Origin of the sequence: Stenotrophomonas sp. CASM110 (genome assembly GCF_049384345.1) — a bacterium.
Classification (GTDB): Bacteria; Pseudomonadota; Gammaproteobacteria; order Xanthomonadales; family Xanthomonadaceae; genus Stenotrophomonas; species Stenotrophomonas muris.
This window is the reverse complement of sequence record NZ_JBMRGI010000007.1, coordinates 164,564-185,730: the sequence shown is the minus strand read 5'-3', so window position 1 is coordinate 185,730 and position 21,167 is coordinate 164,564. Positions and strand designations below refer to the sequence as shown.

The following is a 21,167-nucleotide window of genomic DNA, read 5'->3' as shown; positions in this document are numbered from 1 at the left end:
CGCCGGATCTGGAACACCGAGGAAAAATTTTGCGAAATCAACCAGTTGGGTTCCGCGCATGAGCGCCCCGTCGAAGCCGTCGGACGCCGTTGCGCGCGGCACGCTGTACATCGTTGCCGCCCCGTCCGGCGCCGGCAAGAGCAGCATCGTCAATGCCACCCTGGCGCGTGACCCGCAGATCGCGCTGTCGATCTCCTTCACCTCGCGCGCGATGCGCCCGGGGGAAGTGAACGGCCAGCACTACCATTTCGTCTCTGCGGAAAGGTTCGAGGAAATGATCGCCGCCGGCGACTTCTTCGAGCATGCGTGGGTGCACGGCGACTGGAAGGGCACGGCCCGGCAGTCGGTGGAGCCGCAGCTGGCCGCCGGCCAGGACGTGCTGCTGGAAATCGACTGGCAGGGCGCGCAGCAGGTGCGCCAGCTGGTGCCGGGCACGGTCACCGTGTTCATCCTGCCGCCGTCCAGGCAGGCCCTGCAGGATCGCATGCGCAAGCGCGGCCAGGACAGCGAGGCGGTCATCGCCCAGCGCCTGGGCGCGGCGCGCGATGAAATGCTGCACTTCAACGAGTTCGACTACGTCATCGTCAACGAGGTGTTCGACACCGCCGTGGACGAGTTGTGCGCCATCTTCACCGCCAGCCGCCTGCGCCGGGAGGCCCAGAAGGTCCGCCACGCCGGCCTGATCCAGGCCCTGCTGACTCCCGATCCGGGCGCAACTGACTGATTCCAAAAGAATCGGGTAGGGGTTGGCTTGATTTTGTCCAGCCCCTGCCAGTACACTCCGTCCCCTTTCCCTCATTCGACTGAGCGGCCGACCGGTCGCCGGGAGCCCGTATGGCCCGCATCACCGTAGAAGATTGCCTGGAAGTCGTTAACAACCGTTTCGAACTGGTCATGATGGCATCCAAGCGTGCCCGCCAGCTCGCCAACGGCGTGCAGGCCACGCTGGACAACAGCGAGACCGAGGACAAGCCGACCGTGCTGGCGCTGCGCGAAATCGCCGCCCGCAAGATCGACAACGCGCTGATCGACGAAGTCGAGAAGGCCGAGCGTGAGCGCGCCGAGCGCGAAGCGCTGGAGTGGGCTGCCGCCGAAGTGGTCGCTGACGAAGACATGTCCAAGAACGACGATTGATCGCATCGATCAACGTAATCGTTGGATACACCGAACAGCCCGCCCCGTGCGGGCTGTTTCGCATTCAGGATTTGCCGTAAACGTCGCGCTGGAATAGGCTGCGGGCATGAACCCAGGCCCCACTGCCAAGGTCGCCGCAGCCCCCACTGCCGCCGTACCCGACTACGTCCTCCAGCTTGAACGCGCCGCCCATTACCTGCCGCCGGAACAGCTGCCGCTGTTGCGCCGTGCCTGGGAAGTCGGAGCCTCCGCGCACGCTGGGCAGACGCGCAAGTCGGGTGAGCCCTATATCACCCACCCGGTGGCGGTGGCCCAGGTGCTGGCCGAGCTCGGCCTGGACGTGGAAGCGCTGATCGCCGCGATCCTGCACGACACCATCGAAGACACGCCGCTGACCCGCGAGGCGCTGGCCGCCGAGTTCGGCGAAGCCGTGGCCGAACTGGTCGACGGCGTTACCAAGCTGGACAAGCTGAAGTTCCGCGACCGCCAGGAGGCGGCCGCCGAGAGCTTCCGCAAGATGCTGCTGGCGATGTCGCGCGACCTGCGCGTGATCATGATCAAGCTGGCCGACCGCCTGCACAACATGCGTACGCTGGGTGCGCAGAGCCGCGAAGCGCGCGGCCGCATCGCCCGCGAGACGCTGGAGATCTACGCGCCCATCGCCCAGCGCCTGGGCATGAGCCTGGTCAAGAGCGAGCTGCAGAACCTCGGTTTCAAGGCGCTGTACCCGTGGCGCCACGCCATCATCGAGAAGCACATCCGCAGCCAGCCGGTGGTGCGTCGCGAGGCGATGGCGCAGGTGGAAGTGCAGCTGTCGCAGCGCCTGGCCAAGGAGGGGATCGAGCATCGGCTGATCAGCCGCATCAAGACCCCGTGGAGCATCTACAACAAGATGCGCGACGAGAACAAATCCTTCGACCAGGTGATGGATGTGTTCGGCTTCCGCCTGGTCGTGCGCAGCGTGCCCAGCTGCTACCACGCGCTGGGTTCGGTGCATGCCACCTTCAAGCCGCTGGATGGCCGTTTCCGCGACTTCATCGCCATTCCCAAGGCCAACGGTTACCAGTCGCTGCACACGGTGCTGTTCGGGCCGTATGGCTCGCCGATCGAAGTGCAGATCCGTACCGAGGAAATGGACCTGATCGCCGAACGCGGCGTGGCCGCGCACTGGACCTACAAGTTCGGCGGCGATTCGCCCAACAGCGCACAGAGCCGTGCCCACGCGTGGATCGTCGAGCTGATCGACTCGCAGCGTGCCGCCGGTTCCTCGCTGGAGTTCCTGGACAACGTCAAGGTCGACCTGTTCCCGGACGAGGTCTACCTGTTCACCCCGAAGGGCAAGATCCTGGCCCTGCCGCGCAATTCCACCGCGCTCGATTTCGCCTACGCCGTGCATACCGACGTCGGCAACATGGCGGTGGCCTCGCGCGTGGACAAGAAACTGGTGCCGTTGCGCACCAAGCTGGTGTCGGGGCAGTCGGTGGAGATCATCACCGCACGCTCGGCCACGCCGAAACCGCAGTGGCTGGAATTCGTGGTTACCAGCAAGGCGCGCACCGCCATCCGCCACCAGCTCAAGCAGCTGGAGCACGAGGATGCCGTGCAGCTGGGCCACCGCATGCTCGACCGTGCGCTGGAAGCGATGGATTCGTCGCTGGAGCGGCTGCCGAAGGGGCGCCTGGATGCGTTCCTGGCCGAACACCGCTTCCCGCGCCTGGAAGCCCTGCTGGCCGAGGTCGCACTGGGCAACTGGATGCCGACCCAGGCCGCGCAGGCGCTGATGGCCTACGCCGAACTGCGTGGCGGCCCGCATTCGCGCCACCACTCGCAGGAAAAGATCCTGATCAACGGCAGCGAGCGTGGCGTGGTCACCTTCGCCGGCTGCTGCCAGCCGATTCCCGGCGACGAGATCATGGGCTACCACACCGCCGGCAAGGGCATCGTGGTGCACCGCATGGACTGCCCGAACCTGGCCGAGCTGCGCAAGTCGCCCGAGCGCTGGGTGCCGATCGGCTGGGACACCACCGTCTCCGGCGACTACGACACCTCGCTGGTGGTGGAAGTGGAGAACGGCACCGGCGTGCTGGCACAGCTGGCCGCTGCCATCGCGCAGAGCCACTCCAACATCGAGCGCGTGGACTACCTGGATCGCGATTTCAACGCCGCCGTGCTGGCGTTCAACATCCAGGTGCGCGACCGCAACCACCTGGCCGAAGTGATGCGCCGCCTGCGCCGCCTGTCGGTCGTGCAGTCGGTACGCCGCCAGTAGGTCCACGCCATGCGTGGATGACGTTCCGCGCACACGACGTACGGGGTCGGATCCGTTTGCCGGCGGGCAACGGGTGCCCACCCCCAGCCGATGCCGCGCCCACCCGGTACAATCACCGCTCTGTTTTCCCCCAAAGCACCGGAGCGACCCATGTCCCGCCAGATCATCAACACCGAAAAGGCCCCCGCCGCCATCGGCCCGTACTCGCAGGCCGTGCGCGCCGGCAACACCGTGTACTTCTCCGGCCAGATCCCGCTTGACCCGGCCACCGGCGACATCGTCGGCGCTGGCGACGTCGAAGCGCAGGCCCGTCGCGCCTTCGACAACCTCAAGGCCGTGGCCGAAGCCGCCGGCGGCTCGCTGGACAAGGTCGTGCGTCTGGGCCTGTACCTGACCGACCTGGGCGAGTTCGCCAAGGTCAACGCGGTCATGCAGGACTACTTCCAGGCCCCGTACCCGGCCCGTTCCACCATCGAAGTCTCCGGCCTGCCGAAGGGCGCCAGCTTCGAGGTCGACGCGGTGATGGTCATCGACTGACCACCACGTGGCACGCAAGGCGGCGGTCACCCCGGTCCTGTCACCGTCCGGCGAAGCATCCCTGGCGATGCTCGCCGGCGTCGGTCCGGCCGTGGCCGCCAAACTGCAGGCGCGTGGCCTGGCCACCCTGCAGGATCTCTGGCTTCACCTGCCCCTGCGCTATGAAGACCGGACCCGGCTGACCCGCATCGAAGACCTGCGCAACGGCGTGCCGGCGCAGGTGGAAGGGCGGGTGGTCGCGGTCGAGCGCGGCATGCGCTATCGACCGATGCTGAAGGTCGCGGTGGAGGACGAAGGGCAGGGCACCCTGGTGCTGCGCTTCTTCCATTTCCGCCAGCAGCAGGTCGGCCAGTTCGCGGTCGGCAACCGGCTGCGCTGCTTCGGCACGCCCAAGCCCGGCCACCTCGGCCTGGAAATCGTCCATCCCAGCTACCAGGTGCTGGGCCGCAACGATGATCCCGAACTCGGCGACCGCCTCGACCCGGTGTATCCCACCGTCGAAGGCGTGGGCCCGATGACGATGCGCAAGCTGATCGGCCAGGCCCTGGATCGCCTGCCCGAGGAGAGCACGCTGGAACTGCTGCCCAGCGGTTGGCTCGATGGCCTGGGCCTGCCGTCGCTGCGCAGCGCGCTGCTGACCGTGCACCGGCCACCGCCGGATGCCGACCTCGCCGCGCTGGCCGCCGGCACCCACCCGGCGCAGCGCCGCCTGGCGATGGAAGAACTGCTGGCCCACCACCTCAGCCTGCGTCGCCAGCGCATTGCCTTGCAGGCACACCATGCGCCGCCGCTGGCTGGTCCTGGCAAGCTGGCCAAGGCGCTGCTGAAGCAGCTGCCGTTCGCGCTCACCGGCGCGCAGGCGCGCGTGTTCAAGCAGATCCGTGAAGACCTCGCGCGCCCCAGCCCGATGCTGCGGCTGGTGCAGGGCGACGTCGGTTCCGGCAAGACCGTGGTGGCCGCACTGGCGGCGATGCTGGCGGTGGAGCAGGGCAAGCAGGTCGCATTGGCAGCGCCCACCGAACTGCTGGCCGAACAGCATCTCAACAACCTGCGCGGCTGGCTGGAGCCGCTCGGTGTGCGTATCGCCTGGCTGGCCGGCAAGGTCACCGGCAAGGCGCGCGCCAAGGTGATGGAGCAGGTCGCCAGTGGCGAAGCGCAGGTGGTGGTCGGTACCCACGCGCTGATGCAGGAGGCGGTGGTGTTCCAGGATCTGGCCTTGGCCATCGTCGACGAACAGCACCGCTTCGGCGTGCACCAGCGCTTGGCGCTGCGCGACAAGGGCGCGGGCGGCAACAGCGTGCCGCACCAGCTGGTGATGACCGCCACGCCGATTCCGCGCACGCTGGCGATGTCCGAGTACGCGGACCTGGATGTGTCGGCCATCGATGAACTGCCACCGGGACGCACGCCGGTGCAGACCGTCGCCCTCAACAATGACCGTCGCCCGGAACTGATCGAGCGCATCGCGCTGGCCTGCGAGGAAGGGCGGCAGGTGTACTGGGTGTGCACGCTCATCGAGGAAAGCGAAGAACTGGATGCCACCCCGGCGCAGGCCACCTACGAATCGCTGCAGGCACTGCTGCCCGGCGTTCGCGTGGGGCTGGTGCACGGACGCCTGAAAGCCGCCGAAAAGCTGGCGACGATGGTGGCGTTCAAGACCGGCGAGATCGACCTGCTGGTCGCGACCACGGTCATCGAAGTGGGCGTGGACGTACCCAATGCTTCGTTGATGGTGATCGAGAACGCCGAACGCCTCGGCCTGGCCCAGCTGCACCAGCTGCGCGGCCGCGTGGGGCGTGGTTCGGCGGTATCGCGCTGCGTGCTGCTGTACCAGGCTCCGCTTTCGCAGATGGCGCGCGAGCGTCTGCAGACCATGCGCGAAACCAACGATGGTTTCGTCATCGCCGAGAAGGATCTGGAACTGCGCGGCCCCGGCGAACTGCTGGGCACCCGCCAGACCGGCCTGGCCGGTTTCCGCATTGCAGACCTGGCCCGCGATGCCGGCCTGCTGCCCGGCGTGCATGACCTGGCCGAGCGGCTGCTGGCCCAGCAGCCCGCGTTGGCCGATCGCGTGGTGCAGCGCTGGATCGGCACCGCCGTGCGCTACGCCTCGGCGTAAGTGGCGGGGTCAGGCCCCTTTGCACAGCAAAGGGCTCTGACCCCATCCCCGGGACGCTCATCCCCGCATGGCGTGGATCTACTGTAGAGCCGAACCCATGCTCGGCTGCCGTTCGCGCTGCGCGCGTGAGTCGAGCATGGCTCGACTCTACAGAGAGCTCTTCCCTGCCATCCGCGGGAAACCCGTTTTCGGCGTTGCTGTTGAAGTTGTCGGCCAGCGGCCGGCACTACCGCGGGTGCAGGTCGCAGCCCTGCCGCCCCCCATACTTGCAACGGTCATCATCCCGGTCCACACTTCGTTGCCGATCTGAAGACGGCAACGATGACCCACAAGATCCCCCTGTTGATCGACACCGACCCCGGTGTGGACGACGCCCTGGCCCTGCTGATGGCCTTTGCCGATGAACGGCATGACGTGGTCGCCCTGACCATCGCCGCCGGCAATGTCGGCCTGCAGTACACCGTCCGCAACGCCCTCAAGCTCTGCGACATCGTCGGCCGCACCGACGTGCCGGTGTTTGCCGGCAGCCCGGATCCGCTGCTGCATCCTTCCGTAGACGCTGCCCACGTGCATGGCCGTGATGGCTATGGCGACGTGGACCTGCCGCCGCCGAGCCGCCAGGCCGAAGCCGAGCATGCTGCGCTGGCCATCCTGCGCCTGTCGCACGCGCATGCCGGCGAACTGATGCTGGTGATGCTTGGCCCGCTGACCAACCTCGCGCTGGCACTGAAGCTGGACCCGACCCTGCCCCAGCGCATCAAGCGCATCGTGGTGATGGGCGGCGCGGTCACCTGCCACGGCAACATCACCCCGGCGGCCGAATTCAACATCGCCTTCGATCCGGAAGCGGCGCATGTGGTGTTCACCTCGTTCAAGCACCTGCTGGTGTCGGACTGGGAGGCCACCGTCGCCCACGGCCTGCCGCTGGAAGAAGCCGAGAAATGGCTGCAGGCCGATTCCGATCGCGCCCGCTTCTACGAGCTGATTTCGCGCAAGACCCGGGGCCTGTCCGAAGACAGCAAGGGCGGCCGCTGGTACACCGCCGACGCGGTTGCCATGGCCTGGGCACTGAACCCGGAAGGGCAGCTGCGGGTCGAGTCGCGTCCGCTGAACGTGGAGCTGAATGGCACGTTCAGCCGCGGCGCCACCATCGTCGACTGGAACCGCCAGACCGGCCAGCCGGACAACTGCGATCTGCTGATGGCCTACGACCAGCAGCGTTTCGAGACCCTGGTACGCCAGGCCCTGGGCGCGAACTGAAGCCGATTGACCGGCACCGGTTGCCCCGGGCGGCAACCGGTGCTTATAATGCCGCTCTTGACCACCAGCCCATTTACGGTGTGAGCCCATGAAGGCCGATATCCATCCGAACTACCGCGACGTCGTCTTCCATGACGTCACCTCCGATTTCAAGATCCTGACCCGCTCGACCATGGCGACGAAGGAAACCATCAAGTGGGAAGACGGCAACGACTACCCGCTGGTGAAGGTTGAAATTTCCTCGGCTTCGCACCCGTTCTACACGGGCAAGCACAAGGTCATCGACACCTCGGGCCGTATCGACAAGTTCCAGAAGCGCTACGCGCGCTGATCTGTCGATCCAGCTTCGAACCGACGGCCGCGCTCTGCGCGGCCGTTTGTTTTTCCCCAACGCCTACCCAACGGGCGTTTGGATGGACAGAACACTGCGTTCGTGTGACAACGCTTTTGCCGATCCGGGCCGCTTGCTGGCCGGGTTCTGGCCGCCTGCCGTCTACGACTTCTGTCTAGCGCCGGGCAAATGCTGCTGTGCGATAATGGCATGATCCCCGGCACAGGCCGAGGACGTCATTCACGTGCCTGACCAATGCGCTTGGGCAGGCGCCTTCCCATGAAGGAGCGCACACAGTGTCCGATCTTGATCAGGTCACGCTCAACGCCGGCGATAAGTCCGTCGTTCTGCCCGTCATCAAACCCACCCTTGGCAACGACTGCGTCGACATCGCGAAGCTGACCAAGGAAACGGGGTTCTTCACCTACGATTCCGGCTTCACCGCGACGGCCAGCTGCAAGTCCGCCATCACTTACATCGACGGCGACAAGGGCGTGCTGCTGTATCGCGGCTACCCGATCGAGCAGCTGTCGGAAAAGTCGAGCTACGTCGAAGTGGCCTACCTGCTGATCAACGGCGAGCGCCCGAGCGCCGAGCAGCTGAAGGCCTTCACCGATGAGCTGACTGCCGAAGCCAATGTCGACGACTCGATCAACACCCTGATCGGCAGCTTCGCCAAGGACGCCCACCCGATGGCCATCCTGGCTGCTGCGATCGCGCAGCTGTCGGCCATCTACCACGACGCGCTGGACCTGTCCGACGCCGAACAGCGCCGCCAGGCCGCCGTGCGCCTGATCGCCAAGGTGCCGACCCTGTCGGCGCTGATCTACCGCCATGGCAAGGGCCTGCCGGCCAACAAGCCGGACACGTCGCTGGACTACGTCAGCCGCTTCCTGAAGCAGACCTTCGAGTCGGCTGACGGCCAGTACGATCTGAACCCGGATGTGGTCAAGGCGCTGGACCTGCTGTTCATCCTGCACGCCGACCACGAGCAGAACGCCTCGACCTCGACCGTGCGCCTGGTCGGTTCGACCGGTGCCAACCCGTACGCGTCGGTCGCCGCGGGTGTCACCGCGCTGTGGGGTCCGGCCCACGGCGGTGCCAACGAAGCCGTGCTGAAGATGCTGGAAGAGATCGGCAGCGCCGACAACGTCGAGTCCGCCGTGGTCAAGGCCAAGGACAAGACCTCCGGCTTCCGCCTGATGGGCTTCGGCCACCGCGTCTACAAGAATTTCGATCCGCGCGCCAAGGTCATCGGCGAGATGACCAGCAAGGTGCTCAAGCAGCTGGGCGTGCAGGATCCGCTGCTGGACGTGGCCGTGAAGCTGGAACAGGCCGCGCTGCAGGACGAGTACTTCGTCGCGCGCAAGCTGTACCCGAACGTCGATTTCTACAGCGGCATCATCTACAAGGCGCTGCAGATCCCGACCGAAATGTTCACCGTCATGTTCGCCCTGGGCCGTACCTCCGGCTGGGTCTCGCATTGGCTTGAACAGCAGGTCGATCCGGAAATGAAGATCGGCCGTCCGCGCCAGGTCTACACCGGCAGCGATGTGCGCGACTACCAGGGCTGATCGCCCCGCGTAGGTTGTGCCGAGAACGCCCCGCATGCGCGGGGCGTTTTTTTTTTCTGCCGCCCTGGTGGGTGCCAACTTGGGTTGGCACGCTTTCGACATTCGCGGAAAACCATCCACGCATGGCGTGGATCCACTTGTTCCCAACCTTGGTTGGCACGCTCCCCCATCCACGCGTGGCATGGATTTACCGCGTCCCCGCCTTTGGTAGGTGCCAACCTTGGTTGGCACGCTCCCCCATCCACGCGTGGCATGGAGTTACCGCGTTCCCGCCTTGGTAGGTGCCAACCTTGGTTGGCACGCTCTTCAACGCGCCAAGACCGCGTGATCCAGGGGTCTCATCAGCTTCACAAGCGCTCGCGCAGCCTCAGGACGCCAGCTGCATTCGCAGCACCTGAAATGGAGCGTCCATCCCGATGAGTACCCGATTCGACCCACCCGAGCGCGGCCCGCTCGGCGCTGACGTCGCCGCTGTCGTCACTGCCCCCATCGTTCCGCCCGCCAGCGAAAGCGCGGTGTCGTGGGGAGCCATCTTCGCTGGCGCCGCCGCCGCCGCTGCGCTCTCTCTCATCCTGCTGATCCTCGGCGTGGGCCTGGGGTTGTCGTCGGTGTCGCCCTGGTCGTTCGAAGGCGTCAGCAAGGAAACCTTCGGCTGGTCCAGCATCGCCTGGCTCACCTTCACCGCGCTGGCCGCTTCCGGCCTGGGTGGCTATCTGGCGGGTCGCCTGCGCACCAAGTGGACGCAGATCCACGGCGACGAAACCTACTTCCGCGACACCGCGCACGGCTTCGTGTCGTGGGCGGTGGCCACGCTGCTGACCGCGGGCCTGCTGACGTCGGCCATCGGTGGCGTGCTGGGTGCGGGCGCAAAGGTGGCCGGCGCCACTGCCGGTGCCGCTGCGTCCACCGTCGGCGTGGCTGCAGCCGGTGCCAGCGGCGCTGTGGCGGCTGCACCGGAAGGCGACCTCGACTATTGGGTGGATGCGCTGTTCCGCAGCACGACCCACGCAGGGCCGGCCGATCCCGCAGCGCCGCCGCCGGGCACACCGATGGACCCGGATGCCGCGCCACCGCCGGCAGCGGGCGCCGGTCCGCGCGACGCGCGCATGGCCCCGCCGCCGCGACCGGCGCCGGGCAACGGTCCGATCGGCGATCGCCGCGAAGTGCGTGCCGAAGTGAACCGCATCATCGTCAACAGCCTGCAGGGGGAAGGCTTGGATCCGGCCGATACCCAGTACCTGTCACAGCTGATCGCGCGCGATACCGGGATGAGCCCGGCTGAAGCGCAGGCCCGCGTGACCGATGTGCAGACGCGCATGCGTGCAGCGCTGGAGAAGGCCAGGAATACCGCCAAGCAGGCTGCCGACGATGCGCGGAAGGCGACCGCCTACGCCGCATTGTGGCTCTTCATCACCCTGCTGATCGGCGCGTTCTTCGCCAGCCTCAGCGCCACCTGGGGCGGCCGCCGCCGCGACCTGTAATCCACCCTTCCATGCAAGGAGACCTGCCATGAAGATGATTCTGCTCTGGTTGCTGGGCGTGCCGATTCCGCTGCTGATCCTGTACGCGATCTTCTTCTGATCGCGCACCACCGCGCCGTGTCATCAGGCCGCCGAAAGGCGGCCTGATGCCATCCCGCAGGCGTGGATGCCCCACTATAGAGTCGAGCAATGCTCGACTCTACAAAGGCAAAGCAATGAGGTTTGTTGCATTGAGCCGATGAGGAAAATTGCATAACCCTCAAACATTGAACACCTTCAAAAATTCTCCTTAACGTTCAACGATTTAGGAATGCTTGAATGGCCTGCATGGCAATGGATTTCTAACATTCTCTCCGTCGCCCGCACCCATCCCCGCGGGCGGCGCTTCCCTCCCTTTTCTCCTTGGGGAGGGGAGCTTTCAAATTCCCCCTTGTCCGAGAGAGACAACCATGCACGCCATTATCAAGAAGGCCGCGCTCGCTGCAGCGCTGGCTACTGCTTCGCTGTCCGCGCACGCGCTGGAAACCAAGATCACCGTCTACGCCGACGTCGACCCGACCCTGGCGCTGCTGCGCGACGATGGCACCCCGCTGCCGGACACCGTGCAGCTGACCCACGATCCGCTGCGTGGCCTGCTGCCGTCGACGCAGCAGGTGCGCATCCATTCCAATGACGAAACCGCGGACATCGAGGTGCGCCTCGGCCACGATCCGGTGCTGCTCAATGGCGCCACGCGCGTGCCGCTGGCCGTCAGCCTGAACACCGACGCGCTGACCACTGCGGTCACCGAGTTCAAGGCGGCTGACCTGTTCAACGGCGCCAGCTCGACGCCGGGTGCCTCCATCTCGATGCCCCTGACCATCGCCCAGGCGGGTGCCGGTGGCCCGCTTACGGTCAACGGCCGCTACGAAGGCATGGTCTACATCGTCATGAACCAGAAGCCCTGATCCACGGCTTCCCGCGCCGGCCCGCACTCCGGGCCGGCCGCTACTCCAGCGGTACCCCCCATGACCCCACATGCCCCCGCCGTTACACGGTTGGCGGTCGCGCTCGCCCTGGCACTGGCTGCTCCCTCGGTAGCGGCCCACGGCGTCCCCGCCGGCTTCGAGGATCTGGTCGAAGGCCAGACCGAACAACTCGACATCCAGCTGTTCGGCCGCTCGGCCGGGCTGTCGCCGGTACGCGTGACCCTGGAACACGTGCAGCTGGAAGACCCCGCGCGTGTGCTGCAGGCGCTGGACCTGCCTGCCGAAGCACAGGCCGCGTTGCTGCCGGCGCTGTCGCAACCGTTGCCGCGCAACAGCCACCTGGCCTGCCGCTTTGGTGGCGCCACGGCGGGGTGCGGCTATCTGGACCCGCCCGAAGAGCCCACCGCGGCGCGCGCGCTGTACGACGAAGGCGAGGGCGCCGTGCGCCTGTTCGTGGCGCGGCAGTGGATTCCCGGTGAACCGGCCGCCGAGCGTTACCACACGGTCACGGCCAATGCCGAGAACGCCTTCCTGCACCAGCAGACACTCAACGTCAGCGGCGGCCGCGACTACCAGGCGCTGTCCGCGCGCGGTGTGGGCACGCTGGGCCTGTTTGATCGCGGCCACCTGTCCGCCGACTGGTACTACACCCAGCAGCGCTACCGCAGCCGTGGCAGCGACGACGACTTCCAGTTCGACAACGTCTATTACCGCCATGACCTGGGCCAGGCGCATTACCTGCAGGCCGGGCGCATGGACCGCCGCAACCTGTCCAGCCCGCAGGGCGGCACTTTCAGTTTCAGCATGCTGCCGCTGGACCGTTTCCAGGGCGCACGCGTGGGCACCACCCAGGCCTATGTGGACACCGACGCGGCCGTGCAGGCCACGCCGCTGACCGTGCTGCTGGCGCGCGATGCGCGCGTCGATGTGTTCGACGGCGAGCGCCTGCTGCAGACCTTCTACCTGCAGGCGGGCATCAACCAGCTCGACACCCGCAATTTCCCGTTCGGCAACTACCTGGTGCGCATGCGCATCTACGAAGATGGTGTACTGGTGCGCACCGAGGAGGCGCCGTTCGACAAGGGCGGCGACTGGACCAACAGCCAGTGGCAGTGGTTCGTGCAGGGCGGCCGTCGCAACGAGCGCCGTAGCGACCGTTTCGATGGAGAAAGCGTGGCAATGGCCGGCGTGCGCGTGCCGCTGGGCCGCGATGCCGCACTTACCGCGGGTGCCGCCAACCTCGGCGGCCACAGCTACGGCGAGCTGCGCCTGGACCTGCGCCGCGTGCTGGCCACCCAGGAAATGCGCGCCTCGCTCAGCGGCATGCGTGGAAGCGATGGCAGCAATGGTCAGCAGCACCAGCTGTCATACCGGCGCAAGGCATCGTGGAATCTCTACCAGCAGCGCATGCGCGGCAAGGCCTGCCAGTTCGAGGCCGATGCACGCGACCAGCTGGGCTGCACCAACTCACTCAGCGGCTCGGTATCGCTGCCGCTGGCCGGCGGCAACGTCTACGTGGGCTACACCCGGCGCCAGACCTGGCGCACCGGCTGGCATCGGCCTGAATTCGAGCAGGACCCGTTGTTCGGGCTGGAGCCATGGCTGCCGCCCGGCCCGCTGGAGCCGCGCCGCGAGCCGGTGCTCAGCCGCACCTGGCAGGCCAGTTTCAGCCGCAGCCACCGCTGGCAGGACTTCAGCGTGTCCACGCGCGTGGGGCTATGGCAGCAGCGCAGCACCGACAGCGTGCGCGGCAGCAACGAGCGTGACCGTGGCATCTACTTCAACCTGAGCCTGACCCGCCTGCAGCGCAACCATGACAGCAGTGGCCAGCGCCGCTATGCGGTGGACGTGCGCCAGCCGCAGCATCAGCGCCCGGCCATCGACTACAGCGTGGGCCAGAGCCTGCGCCAGGACCGGGACACGCACTATCGGGAGCTGAACGCCGAACTGCGCGCCAACAACAACGATCGCTACAGCGCATCACTGAGTGGCCAGCTGCAGAACGGCATCGGCAACACCACCGCCAGCATCGCGCACTATCAGCAGCGCGGGCGTGGCGAGACCAGCTACAGCGGCAGCCACAGCTCCGGCTTCGCACTGGGCCGTCGTGGCTTCTACTGGAGCGGTGCCAACGGTGCCGAGGCCGGCCTGGCCGTGCAGGTGGACGGTTTCGACGACGCCGACCTGCATGGCGTGGCCGCGGAATTGCAGGTGGGTGGGCTGCGCCGACAGCGTCTGCAGATCGGCGAGCGCCGGCTGCTGCCGCTGCAGGCCTATCAGTCGCAGCGCGCCGAAGTGCAGGACGCCAGCACGCTGGACAGCATCGCCGCGATCCGCGTGACCGGCGTGGGCGGTGCACGGCCGATGTTCCTCACCCCCGGCAAGCTGATGCGCATGCCCGTGCCGATCGAAGTGACTTACACCTTCATTGGCAATGCCAAGGACCTTGCGGGGTCGCCGCTGGGCGGCGCCCGCATCCTCAACGCGCCGGTGCCCGGCACCAGCGCCAACGGCAGCTTCGTTGCCGATTTCCCGCGTCGCGAAACAACGCTGTACCTGCTGCAGGACGACCGCCTGCTGCACTGCCCGCTGCAGGTGCGCGAGCGCCGCCAGGTGGTGCTGCTGGTCGGCGCCGTGCACTGCGAGCCGCTGGCCGTGGCCCAGTTGCCCCCCGAGATCCGCCAGCAGGCCCGCGTGACCCGCCTGCTGCAGGAACGCGCGTTGATTGCCGCCACGCCCCAGACCGCTGCTGCAGGAGGGACGCCATGAGCCGGCGTTGGATGTGTGTGTTGATGCTGGTGTGTGCGCTGGTGCTGGTGATGCCGCGGGCGTGGGCGCAGTGGCCGCCGGAGACGCATCCGACTGACCAGAGCCGGGACATCGTGATGAGCTGGGATCGCTCGGCGGTGCCGGGTGATGTGGAGCTGTGGGCGCCGCGGACGGTGCTGGGGTTCAGTCACGACCTGGCGTTCAAGTATGGGCAGATCCATGTGGTTTGTGGATCTGCTTCTGATAGTGAGTTTGGGAGGTGCCCGACGGAAAGTGAGCTGAGCGTGTCAGGGGGAACAACAGAGATAGCGTTGCGTCTCGTTGAGCTGAGGACTGGCCTGCGTACGGAGATTCGCGCGGTAGGGAGCCTGCAGCGGGTTATGTCAGGTGTTCGCTGCAATATCGATTACTGGGATAGTCAGAAGCGTATTCTGAATGAAGCATTCTGGTACCAATGTGCATCGGACGAACCAGTCGGCACGGGCGCTGCTCTGACTATTCCAGCATCTGAGCTCGCGCGGCTCGTCGCAGGCCACTGGAAGGCCACGATGCGCCTGAACATCAAAGCAGATCCGGCCGCACCACCAGTCGCCACAACCACCTTCAACTTCGACTTCACCGTCACCGACTACGACGCGATCTCGATCTACTTCCCGGGCTTCGACGGCATCGCACCGCTGGTCAACATGGACCTGCGCTACGACCCCATCCGCAAGATGGTCGGCGGCTACAAGGAAGTGGACACGTGCCTGTACGACGGCGTGGGCTCGCAGAGCGAGTTCCTCGGCGTCACCGTGCGCGACAGCGGGCCACGGCCCCCGCCTGGGCGGGACTACGCGGTCTGGCACGGAGATGGCGGCAGTGACGACACCCAACGCCTGGACTACCAGGTCGGCCTGAAATACGGCGGAAACCTGCTGGCCATGAAACACGGCGAGGAACAGCTGCTGCGCGGCATCGACAGCGCGCAGCTGCGCCTGGTGATGCTGCCGGGCATCAATCAACCCGTGTACTGCGTGCCCACGCCACTGGTGCTGGAAACGCCGCCTACGCCCATCGCCAGCAAGCGGCCCGGTCTCTACGACGGCGAGCTGACGGTAGAGCTGCGCGTGCCGACCGCCAAACCCTGATCCCCACGGAGCCTCATCATGAAGAAGCTGCTGTTCTGTCTGCTGCCGTTGAGCGCGCTGCTGGCCCCGCCGGCGCATGCCAACCTCTCCATCCATCCGATGCGCGCGGCCGTCGATGGCAAGCGCGGTACGCAGATCCGCGTCTACTCGCACTCCACCCAGCCGCAGTACGTGCAGGCACGCCTGTTGCGCATCGCGAATCCTGCGCAGGTTGGCGAGGAAGAGGTGGAAATGGAGGCGGCCGACGCCGCGGTCGCCATCACCCCTGGGAAGTTCGCACTGACTGGCGGAGGCAATCGCCTGATCCGGGTCATTCCACTGCGCAGCGTGGAGAAGGAAGTGGCCTACCGCGTCTACTTCGAGGGTGTCAGGGGACCGGACGGGACCCTGCTTGAGGGTGACGAGCAGGCGGCACAGGCCAACGTCGGCGTCAGCCTGGTCTGGGGTGCGCTGGTGAACGTGCTGCCCACCAACGGCAGCGTGGATCTGCAACTGCAGGGCGACACCCTGCGCAACGTGGGGACGTTGCGGGTCGGCATCACGGGGCTGGCCGAGTGCAGCGCCAGTGGTGCCTGCACGACCCACGACTTTGCCAAAAGCCTGTACCCGGACGCGGAGCTGAAGCTGCCGTTCCAGCCTCAGCCGGGCAATACCGTGCAGCTGCATTACCGCCTGTCCAAGGACGGCTACCGCGAGCACACAACCACCCTGGCGCCGAGCGCCTGAACGTTCTGGCCCCGCGCTATTTGCGGGGCCTCATTTTCGATGTCCTGTTAAGGGAGAGAGCATGAACCACATCTATCGTCGTATCTGGAGTGCCGCCAAGCAGTGCTGGGTGGTTGGCAGTGAGTTGAGCAGTCCGCGCGGCAAGTCCGCTGGAGGCAGGGCACTATTGCTGGTGGCGGCACTGGTGGGCCTCCCGGCCGCAGCGCACGGGCGCTCGGACGAAGCGGCTGAGCGCGAGCGGGAAGGGACGGACTCCAGTCAACTCCTGATGCCCTCTCCGTGGCGCTTTTCATCATTCTCGAACCAGGTAAATGCGGGTTACACCCAGCTGGCTCTGGTAAATGACAGCCAGTATCGGAATGCCACGATCAGCGGTGATATGCAGATGATCCTGGGTTCACGGTCGAGCATCAGTGGCTGGGGATCGGTGGTCTACGGCACCGAATCATCGTTGTCGGGGCTGGGAAGTGTGCTTGTGGGGAATTCATCCATTGCACGCGGCGACAGGAACGTCGTCGTTGGATATGGATCTGAGGCCAAGAGCGGATACGCGACAGTCGTAGGCGCCAGCTCGATCGCATCAGGAATTGGTGCAACCGCACTGGGGCATGACGCCAGGGCATACGCGAGCAACTCCATTGCAGTGGGCAGCGGTGCCAGGACCGTGGAGAGTTCCGCAGGTGTTTCCCGTATTGCTATTGGCGGGAACGCCTTCGCTGGAACGGCGGGGTATTCAGGTGCCATCGCGTTGGGGGGTAGCTCCAGGGCCGAGTTCGACAGTGTTTCTATTGGCTACAACGCCAAGGCGTCAAAGACGGGCGCAGTTGCTCTCGGTGTGCACTCGATAGCCGATGAGGCGAACACCGTGTCGGTGGGCAACCTCTCAACCAAGCGGCGAGTGACCAATGTGGGAGATGCGCGATTGAGCGCCAGCAGCACGGATGCCGTTACCGGAAAGCAGCTCCACGCCACCAATAGCAATGTCTCTGCCGCGCGTTCGGTCGCGGACTCTGCCAAGACCAATGCTGACAGTGCGCTGGCAAAGGCCAATGTGCTCTCAGGCCTTTTGAAAGAGAAGTCTCCTTCGGGAAATATCCTCATAGGTGCAAGCAATAGCGGCTCTGTACTGGACGTCCGCAATAGCGCCAGCGCCAATCGCAAGATCACGGGCGTGGCGGATGCCACGCTGAGCACGACCAGCACGGAGGCTGTGTCAGGCAAGCAGTTGAATGCCACCAACACCAAGCTGGCAGATGCACAGCGCGCCGCAGACGCGGCAACCGCGCGCCTGAATGCATCCGCCCCGGCCATCGGGCTGGCGGCAGAAGCGGAGGGAATCGGAAGCGCTGCGAGTGCAGCGATGGGGCGCTCGGCGAAGGCCTACAACACCAACAGCATCGCAGTTGGTGCAGATGCACGGGCCAGTGTCGACGCCAACGGTGACAAGAGCGCTGCCACCGGTGCAGTCGCTCTCGGTGCTGCAACGCGTAGTGGCAACGGCGCGGTGGCGGCAGGCCTGCGTGCTTCGGCAGTGGGCGACCGCGCCGTGGCCGTAGGCAATGATGCAACGGCCGCGGCGGCCCATGCCGCCGCCCTGGGCTACAAGGCAGATGCGAGCGGCAATCAGGCCGTCGCCATTGGCCGGGAGGCCGCCGCATCGGGTTTGTATTCGACGGCGCTTGGCAATCTTGCAAAGGCGGGTGCCGAAAGTGCCATTGCGTTGGGCGACCGCGCCCTGGCATCACATACGGGAAGTGTCGCTCTGGGTAACGGCTCGCAGACCAACGGCACCAACCAGGTCTCGGTCGGCAGCTCCAGTATCAAGCGCAAGATCGTCAACCTGGCGGATGGCGCTGTCAGCAGCAGCAGTACCGAGGCCATTACGGGCAAGCAGTTGAATGAAACCAACGGCCGGGTAACGACTGCACAGAATGCCGCGAATGGCGCGCAGGCCACTGCCAACGCCGCACAGGTTGATGCCACCAAGGCCTTGGCTGAGGCCACCGAATTGGGTGGTCTGGTCGGGCAGGTTTCGGCCACGGGGATTGTCCGCCTGGGTGAAAAGAACAGCGGCACCGTAGTGGATGTGCGCAATAGCGCAAATGCGAACCGTAAGCTGACCGGCGTGGCCGATGGCGTGGTCAGCGCCAGCAGCTACGAGGCCGTCAACGGCAGGCAGCTCAAAGCCACCAATGAGAAGGTGGGGGCTGTGGAAGGCATGGCCACCTCTGCGGCTGCGGACGCGACCCTGGCAAAGGCGGACGCGGCCAAGGCGCTGGCCGAAACAGCGGTTCTGGGCGGGCTGGTGGCGCAGGTTTCTGCCTCTGGCGATGTTCGTTTGGGAGAGAAAAACAGCGGTACGACCCTGAATGTGCGTAACAGCGCCAATGCCAACCGGAAGATCAGTGGTGTGGCGGATGGATTGCTGAGCGCAAGCAGTGCTGAGGCTGTGTCCGGGAAACAACTGTATTCAACGAACTCGCGCGTCTCAGATCTTGAGGATGTAGCACAATTTGTGAGTATCGGCTCAGCACCCTTCAGTGAACGTGCCGAAGCAGGTGTGGCGGGCGTTGCGGTGGGAAATTCAGCAAAGACGGGGCTGGAGGGAGGCACTGCGGTAGGGACATTTGCGGAGGCCATGGGAAAGAACTCGACCGCAATTGGCAGAGCGGCGACTGTCTCTGTGGATTCCGAAAATGGATTCGCAATGGGAGTCGGTGCACAGGTCGGTGGAGGCGCGGGCGGTGCGAATGAAGGTGTCGCGATTGGTGCTGGCGCAAGAGTTGGAAGCGGGGCTCACGGCTCGCTGGCGCTTGGAAATAGTTCCCTAGCAGATGAAGAAGGAGTTGCGTCATTTGGGGGTTTCGGCATGCAGCGCCGCCTTGTAAACATCGCCCGAGGCACCGCTGACCACAACGCCACCACTGTCTCCCAGCTCAAGGATTCCCTCGCGACCCTCGGCGGCGGCGCAGGCATGAATGCCAACGGCAACATCATTGCCCCAACTTACTCAGTGCAGGGGGGAACGCAGAACACCGTCGAGGACGCGCTGATTGCGCTCGATGGCGCTGTCATCACCGCAGACCGTCGCGCGGACAAGGTGGAAGGCCAGCTGAGTTCAATATTCCAGGGAACACCCTCGACTCGTGCCGACGGCATGAACCAGATCGCGCTTAATGGCGTGAATGGCATGGTGCTGACCAACCTGGCTGACGGACGTGTGGCGCCGGGAAGCCGCGATGCTGTAACCGGCAGTCAGTTGTACGCCGCAGAGCAGAAGATCTCGCAAAATCGGAATGATCTGGAGACGATGCGCAAGGAGCGGGAGGTGGGTGAGCAGGCGATGCGTGGGTTGGATGCGAGTGGTCCGATCGATTTCGGCGGTGCGCGTTTGACTGGTGTGGCCGAGGCAGGGCTGTCGGCTGATAGCTCGGACGTTGTGCGCGGCAGTCAGCTCTATGAGACCAATGAAGAGCTGCAGAAGCTGGCTTCCGCGTCGCGGTTTGTTGCTGTCGGTGACCTAGGACCTGGACAGGCGGCGAAGGCGGGACCAGTTGGGGTTGCGATTGGTGATTCCGCTGAGGCTTCTTTGCAAAGTGAAGGGGCAGTTGCCATTGGGAGCTTCGCGAAGGCTGCCGGTAAGAACTCGGTGGCGCTCGGCAGAGCCGCCTACGTTGATGCGACGGCTGAGCATGGCTTTGCTTTCGGCGTCTATTCTTCTGTCCATGAAGCAAACGGTATCGCAATCGGCGTTGGTAGCACGGTGAAGCAAGGGGCGGGTTCTAGCGTAGCTATTGGTGTCCACTCGGTTGCAGATGAAGCTCGCACTGTCGCGTTCGGCAATGGTGAGATGAAGCGTCGCCTCGTAAACATCGCCAACGGCACCGCCAACCACAACGCCGCCACCGTCGGCCAGCTGCGCGGTGCACTCTCCGCCCTCGGCGGCGAAGTCGATGCCAACGGCAACATCGTCGGCCCCAGCTTCAACGTGCAGGGTCAGTCCCAATCCACGCTCAATGGTGCATTGGAAGCGCTCGACGGCGCCGTGGTCAGCACCACCTCGCGCGTGAACCAGGTCGAATCCCAGCTCCGCTCCGTGTTCCAGGAAACTCCCTCGGTACGCGCAGACGGTACCGCCCAGCTCACCCTGGCCGGCGCCAACGGCATGGTCATCTCCAACGTGGCCAATGGCCTGATCGCGGCCGGCAGCCGCGATGCGGTCAACGGCGGCCAGCTGCATTCGATGCAGCAGCAGATCAACGGCCGCATGGATGGGCTGGAGCAGCGTATCGACGGTCAGCCGCAGGCCCGCGCCACGGCGGCAGCATCCACGCCTTCGCCATCCACCGAAGAGATCGCGCCGGCGCCGGAAACCAGCGGCTCGCCGCAGATCGCCTCAACCGGTGAAGGTGGCAAGCCGGCCCCGCAGCCGAAGCCGAAGCAGGACGACACGCCCAAGCCGCAGGTCGACACCGCCGACCTGGAAAAGATGCTGGCCCGGGCCAACGAGTACACCGATGGTGCGATCAGCACCTTCGAACGCCGCCTGGACAAGATGGACAAGCGCTTCAACCGCATGGCGGCGATGAGCAGTGCGCAGAGTGCGATGGCGATGAATACCGCCGGCCTGGCTACCTACAACCGCCTGGGTGCGGGCGTGGGTTACAGCGAGGGTGAGTCGGCGATGGCGGTGGGCTACCAGCGCGTGCTGAACGAGAAGGGTTCGGCCACCTTCAGCCTCAATGGTGCGTTCACCAACAGCGGTGAGCGCAGCATGGGCGTCGGCGTGGGCATCGGCTGGTAAGCCGTGCAGCCCCGGCGTGGTGCGCGTAATGAACCCCGCCGCGCCGGGGTCCTTGCCGAGGAGAT

The 21,167-nt window shown here is 65.7% G+C and carries 14 protein-coding genes; all 14 read left to right on the top strand.

Annotation, left to right across the window (positions count from 1 at the left end):
- Window positions 1-58 precede the first annotated feature (58 nt).
- Complete coding sequence (gmk, locus tag VG561_RS08135) at window positions 59-724, top strand: guanylate kinase (RefSeq protein WP_014648271.1); 666 nt, start codon at window positions 59-61, stop codon at window positions 722-724.
- A 110-nt stretch (window positions 725-834) separates the two neighbouring features.
- The gene (rpoZ, locus tag VG561_RS08130) at window positions 835-1,134 is read left to right on the top strand and encodes a DNA-directed RNA polymerase subunit omega (protein WP_005410877.1); all 300 of its coding nucleotides are present in this window, start codon (window positions 835-837) and stop codon (window positions 1,132-1,134) included.
- A 106-nt stretch (window positions 1,135-1,240) separates the two neighbouring features.
- Window positions 1,241-3,403 (top strand): RelA/SpoT family protein, encoded by a 2,163-nt coding sequence (locus VG561_RS08125; protein ID WP_005418955.1) that lies wholly within the window; start codon window positions 1,241-1,243, stop codon window positions 3,401-3,403.
- 150 nt (window positions 3,404-3,553) lie between these two features.
- Window positions 3,554-3,940, top strand: a complete 387-nt coding sequence (locus VG561_RS08120; RefSeq protein ID WP_005418954.1) for a RidA family protein — start codon at window positions 3,554-3,556, stop codon at window positions 3,938-3,940.
- 7 nt (window positions 3,941-3,947) lie between these two features.
- Window positions 3,948-6,059 (top strand): ATP-dependent DNA helicase RecG, encoded by a 2,112-nt coding sequence (recG, locus tag VG561_RS08115; RefSeq protein ID WP_046432316.1) that lies wholly within the window; start codon window positions 3,948-3,950, stop codon window positions 6,057-6,059.
- A 321-nt stretch (window positions 6,060-6,380) separates the two neighbouring features.
- Window positions 6,381-7,319 carry a nucleoside hydrolase gene (locus tag VG561_RS08110; protein WP_134809236.1) on the top strand — a complete coding sequence of 313 codons (939 nt, stop codon included), beginning with the start codon at window positions 6,381-6,383 and terminating at the stop codon, window positions 7,317-7,319.
- 88 nt (window positions 7,320-7,407) lie between these two features.
- On the top strand, window positions 7,408-7,650 hold the full coding sequence (locus VG561_RS08105) for a type B 50S ribosomal protein L31 (RefSeq protein WP_010484049.1): 243 nt from the start codon (window positions 7,408-7,410) through the stop codon (window positions 7,648-7,650).
- 296 nt (window positions 7,651-7,946) lie between these two features.
- Window positions 7,947-9,224: a citrate synthase gene (locus VG561_RS08100; RefSeq protein ID WP_014648268.1), complete on the top strand. Its 1,278-nt coding sequence runs from the start codon at window positions 7,947-7,949 to the stop codon at window positions 9,222-9,224.
- Window positions 9,225-9,640: 416 nt separating this feature from the next.
- Entirely contained in the window at window positions 9,641-10,705 is a 1,065-nt protein-coding gene (locus VG561_RS08095) for a hypothetical protein (protein WP_164077196.1), read from the top strand.
- Window positions 10,706-11,154: 449 nt separating this feature from the next.
- Window positions 11,155-11,652, top strand: coding sequence for a CS1 type fimbrial major subunit (locus VG561_RS08090; protein ID WP_046432313.1), 498 nt, complete (start codon window positions 11,155-11,157; stop codon window positions 11,650-11,652).
- Between the two features lie 60 nt (window positions 11,653-11,712).
- Window positions 11,713-14,442 carry a TcfC E-set like domain-containing protein gene (locus tag VG561_RS08085; protein ID WP_423179523.1) on the top strand — a complete coding sequence of 910 codons (2,730 nt, stop codon included), beginning with the start codon at window positions 11,713-11,715 and terminating at the stop codon, window positions 14,440-14,442.
- Window positions 14,439-15,572, top strand: coding sequence for a CfaE/CblD family pilus tip adhesin (locus VG561_RS08080; RefSeq protein WP_423179522.1), 1,134 nt, complete (start codon window positions 14,439-14,441; stop codon window positions 15,570-15,572). The genes VG561_RS08085 and VG561_RS08080 overlap by 4 nt, the downstream gene beginning before the upstream one ends.
- 18 nt (window positions 15,573-15,590) lie before the next feature.
- A complete protein-coding gene (locus tag VG561_RS08075; RefSeq protein ID WP_142235227.1) occupies window positions 15,591-16,298 on the top strand; it encodes a pilus assembly protein in 708 nt (235 codons plus the stop codon).
- 61 nt (window positions 16,299-16,359) lie between these two features.
- Window positions 16,360-21,102 (top strand): ESPR-type extended signal peptide-containing protein, encoded by a 4,743-nt coding sequence (locus VG561_RS08070; RefSeq protein ID WP_423179521.1) that lies wholly within the window; start codon window positions 16,360-16,362, stop codon window positions 21,100-21,102.
- Window positions 21,103-21,167 lie beyond the last annotated feature (65 nt).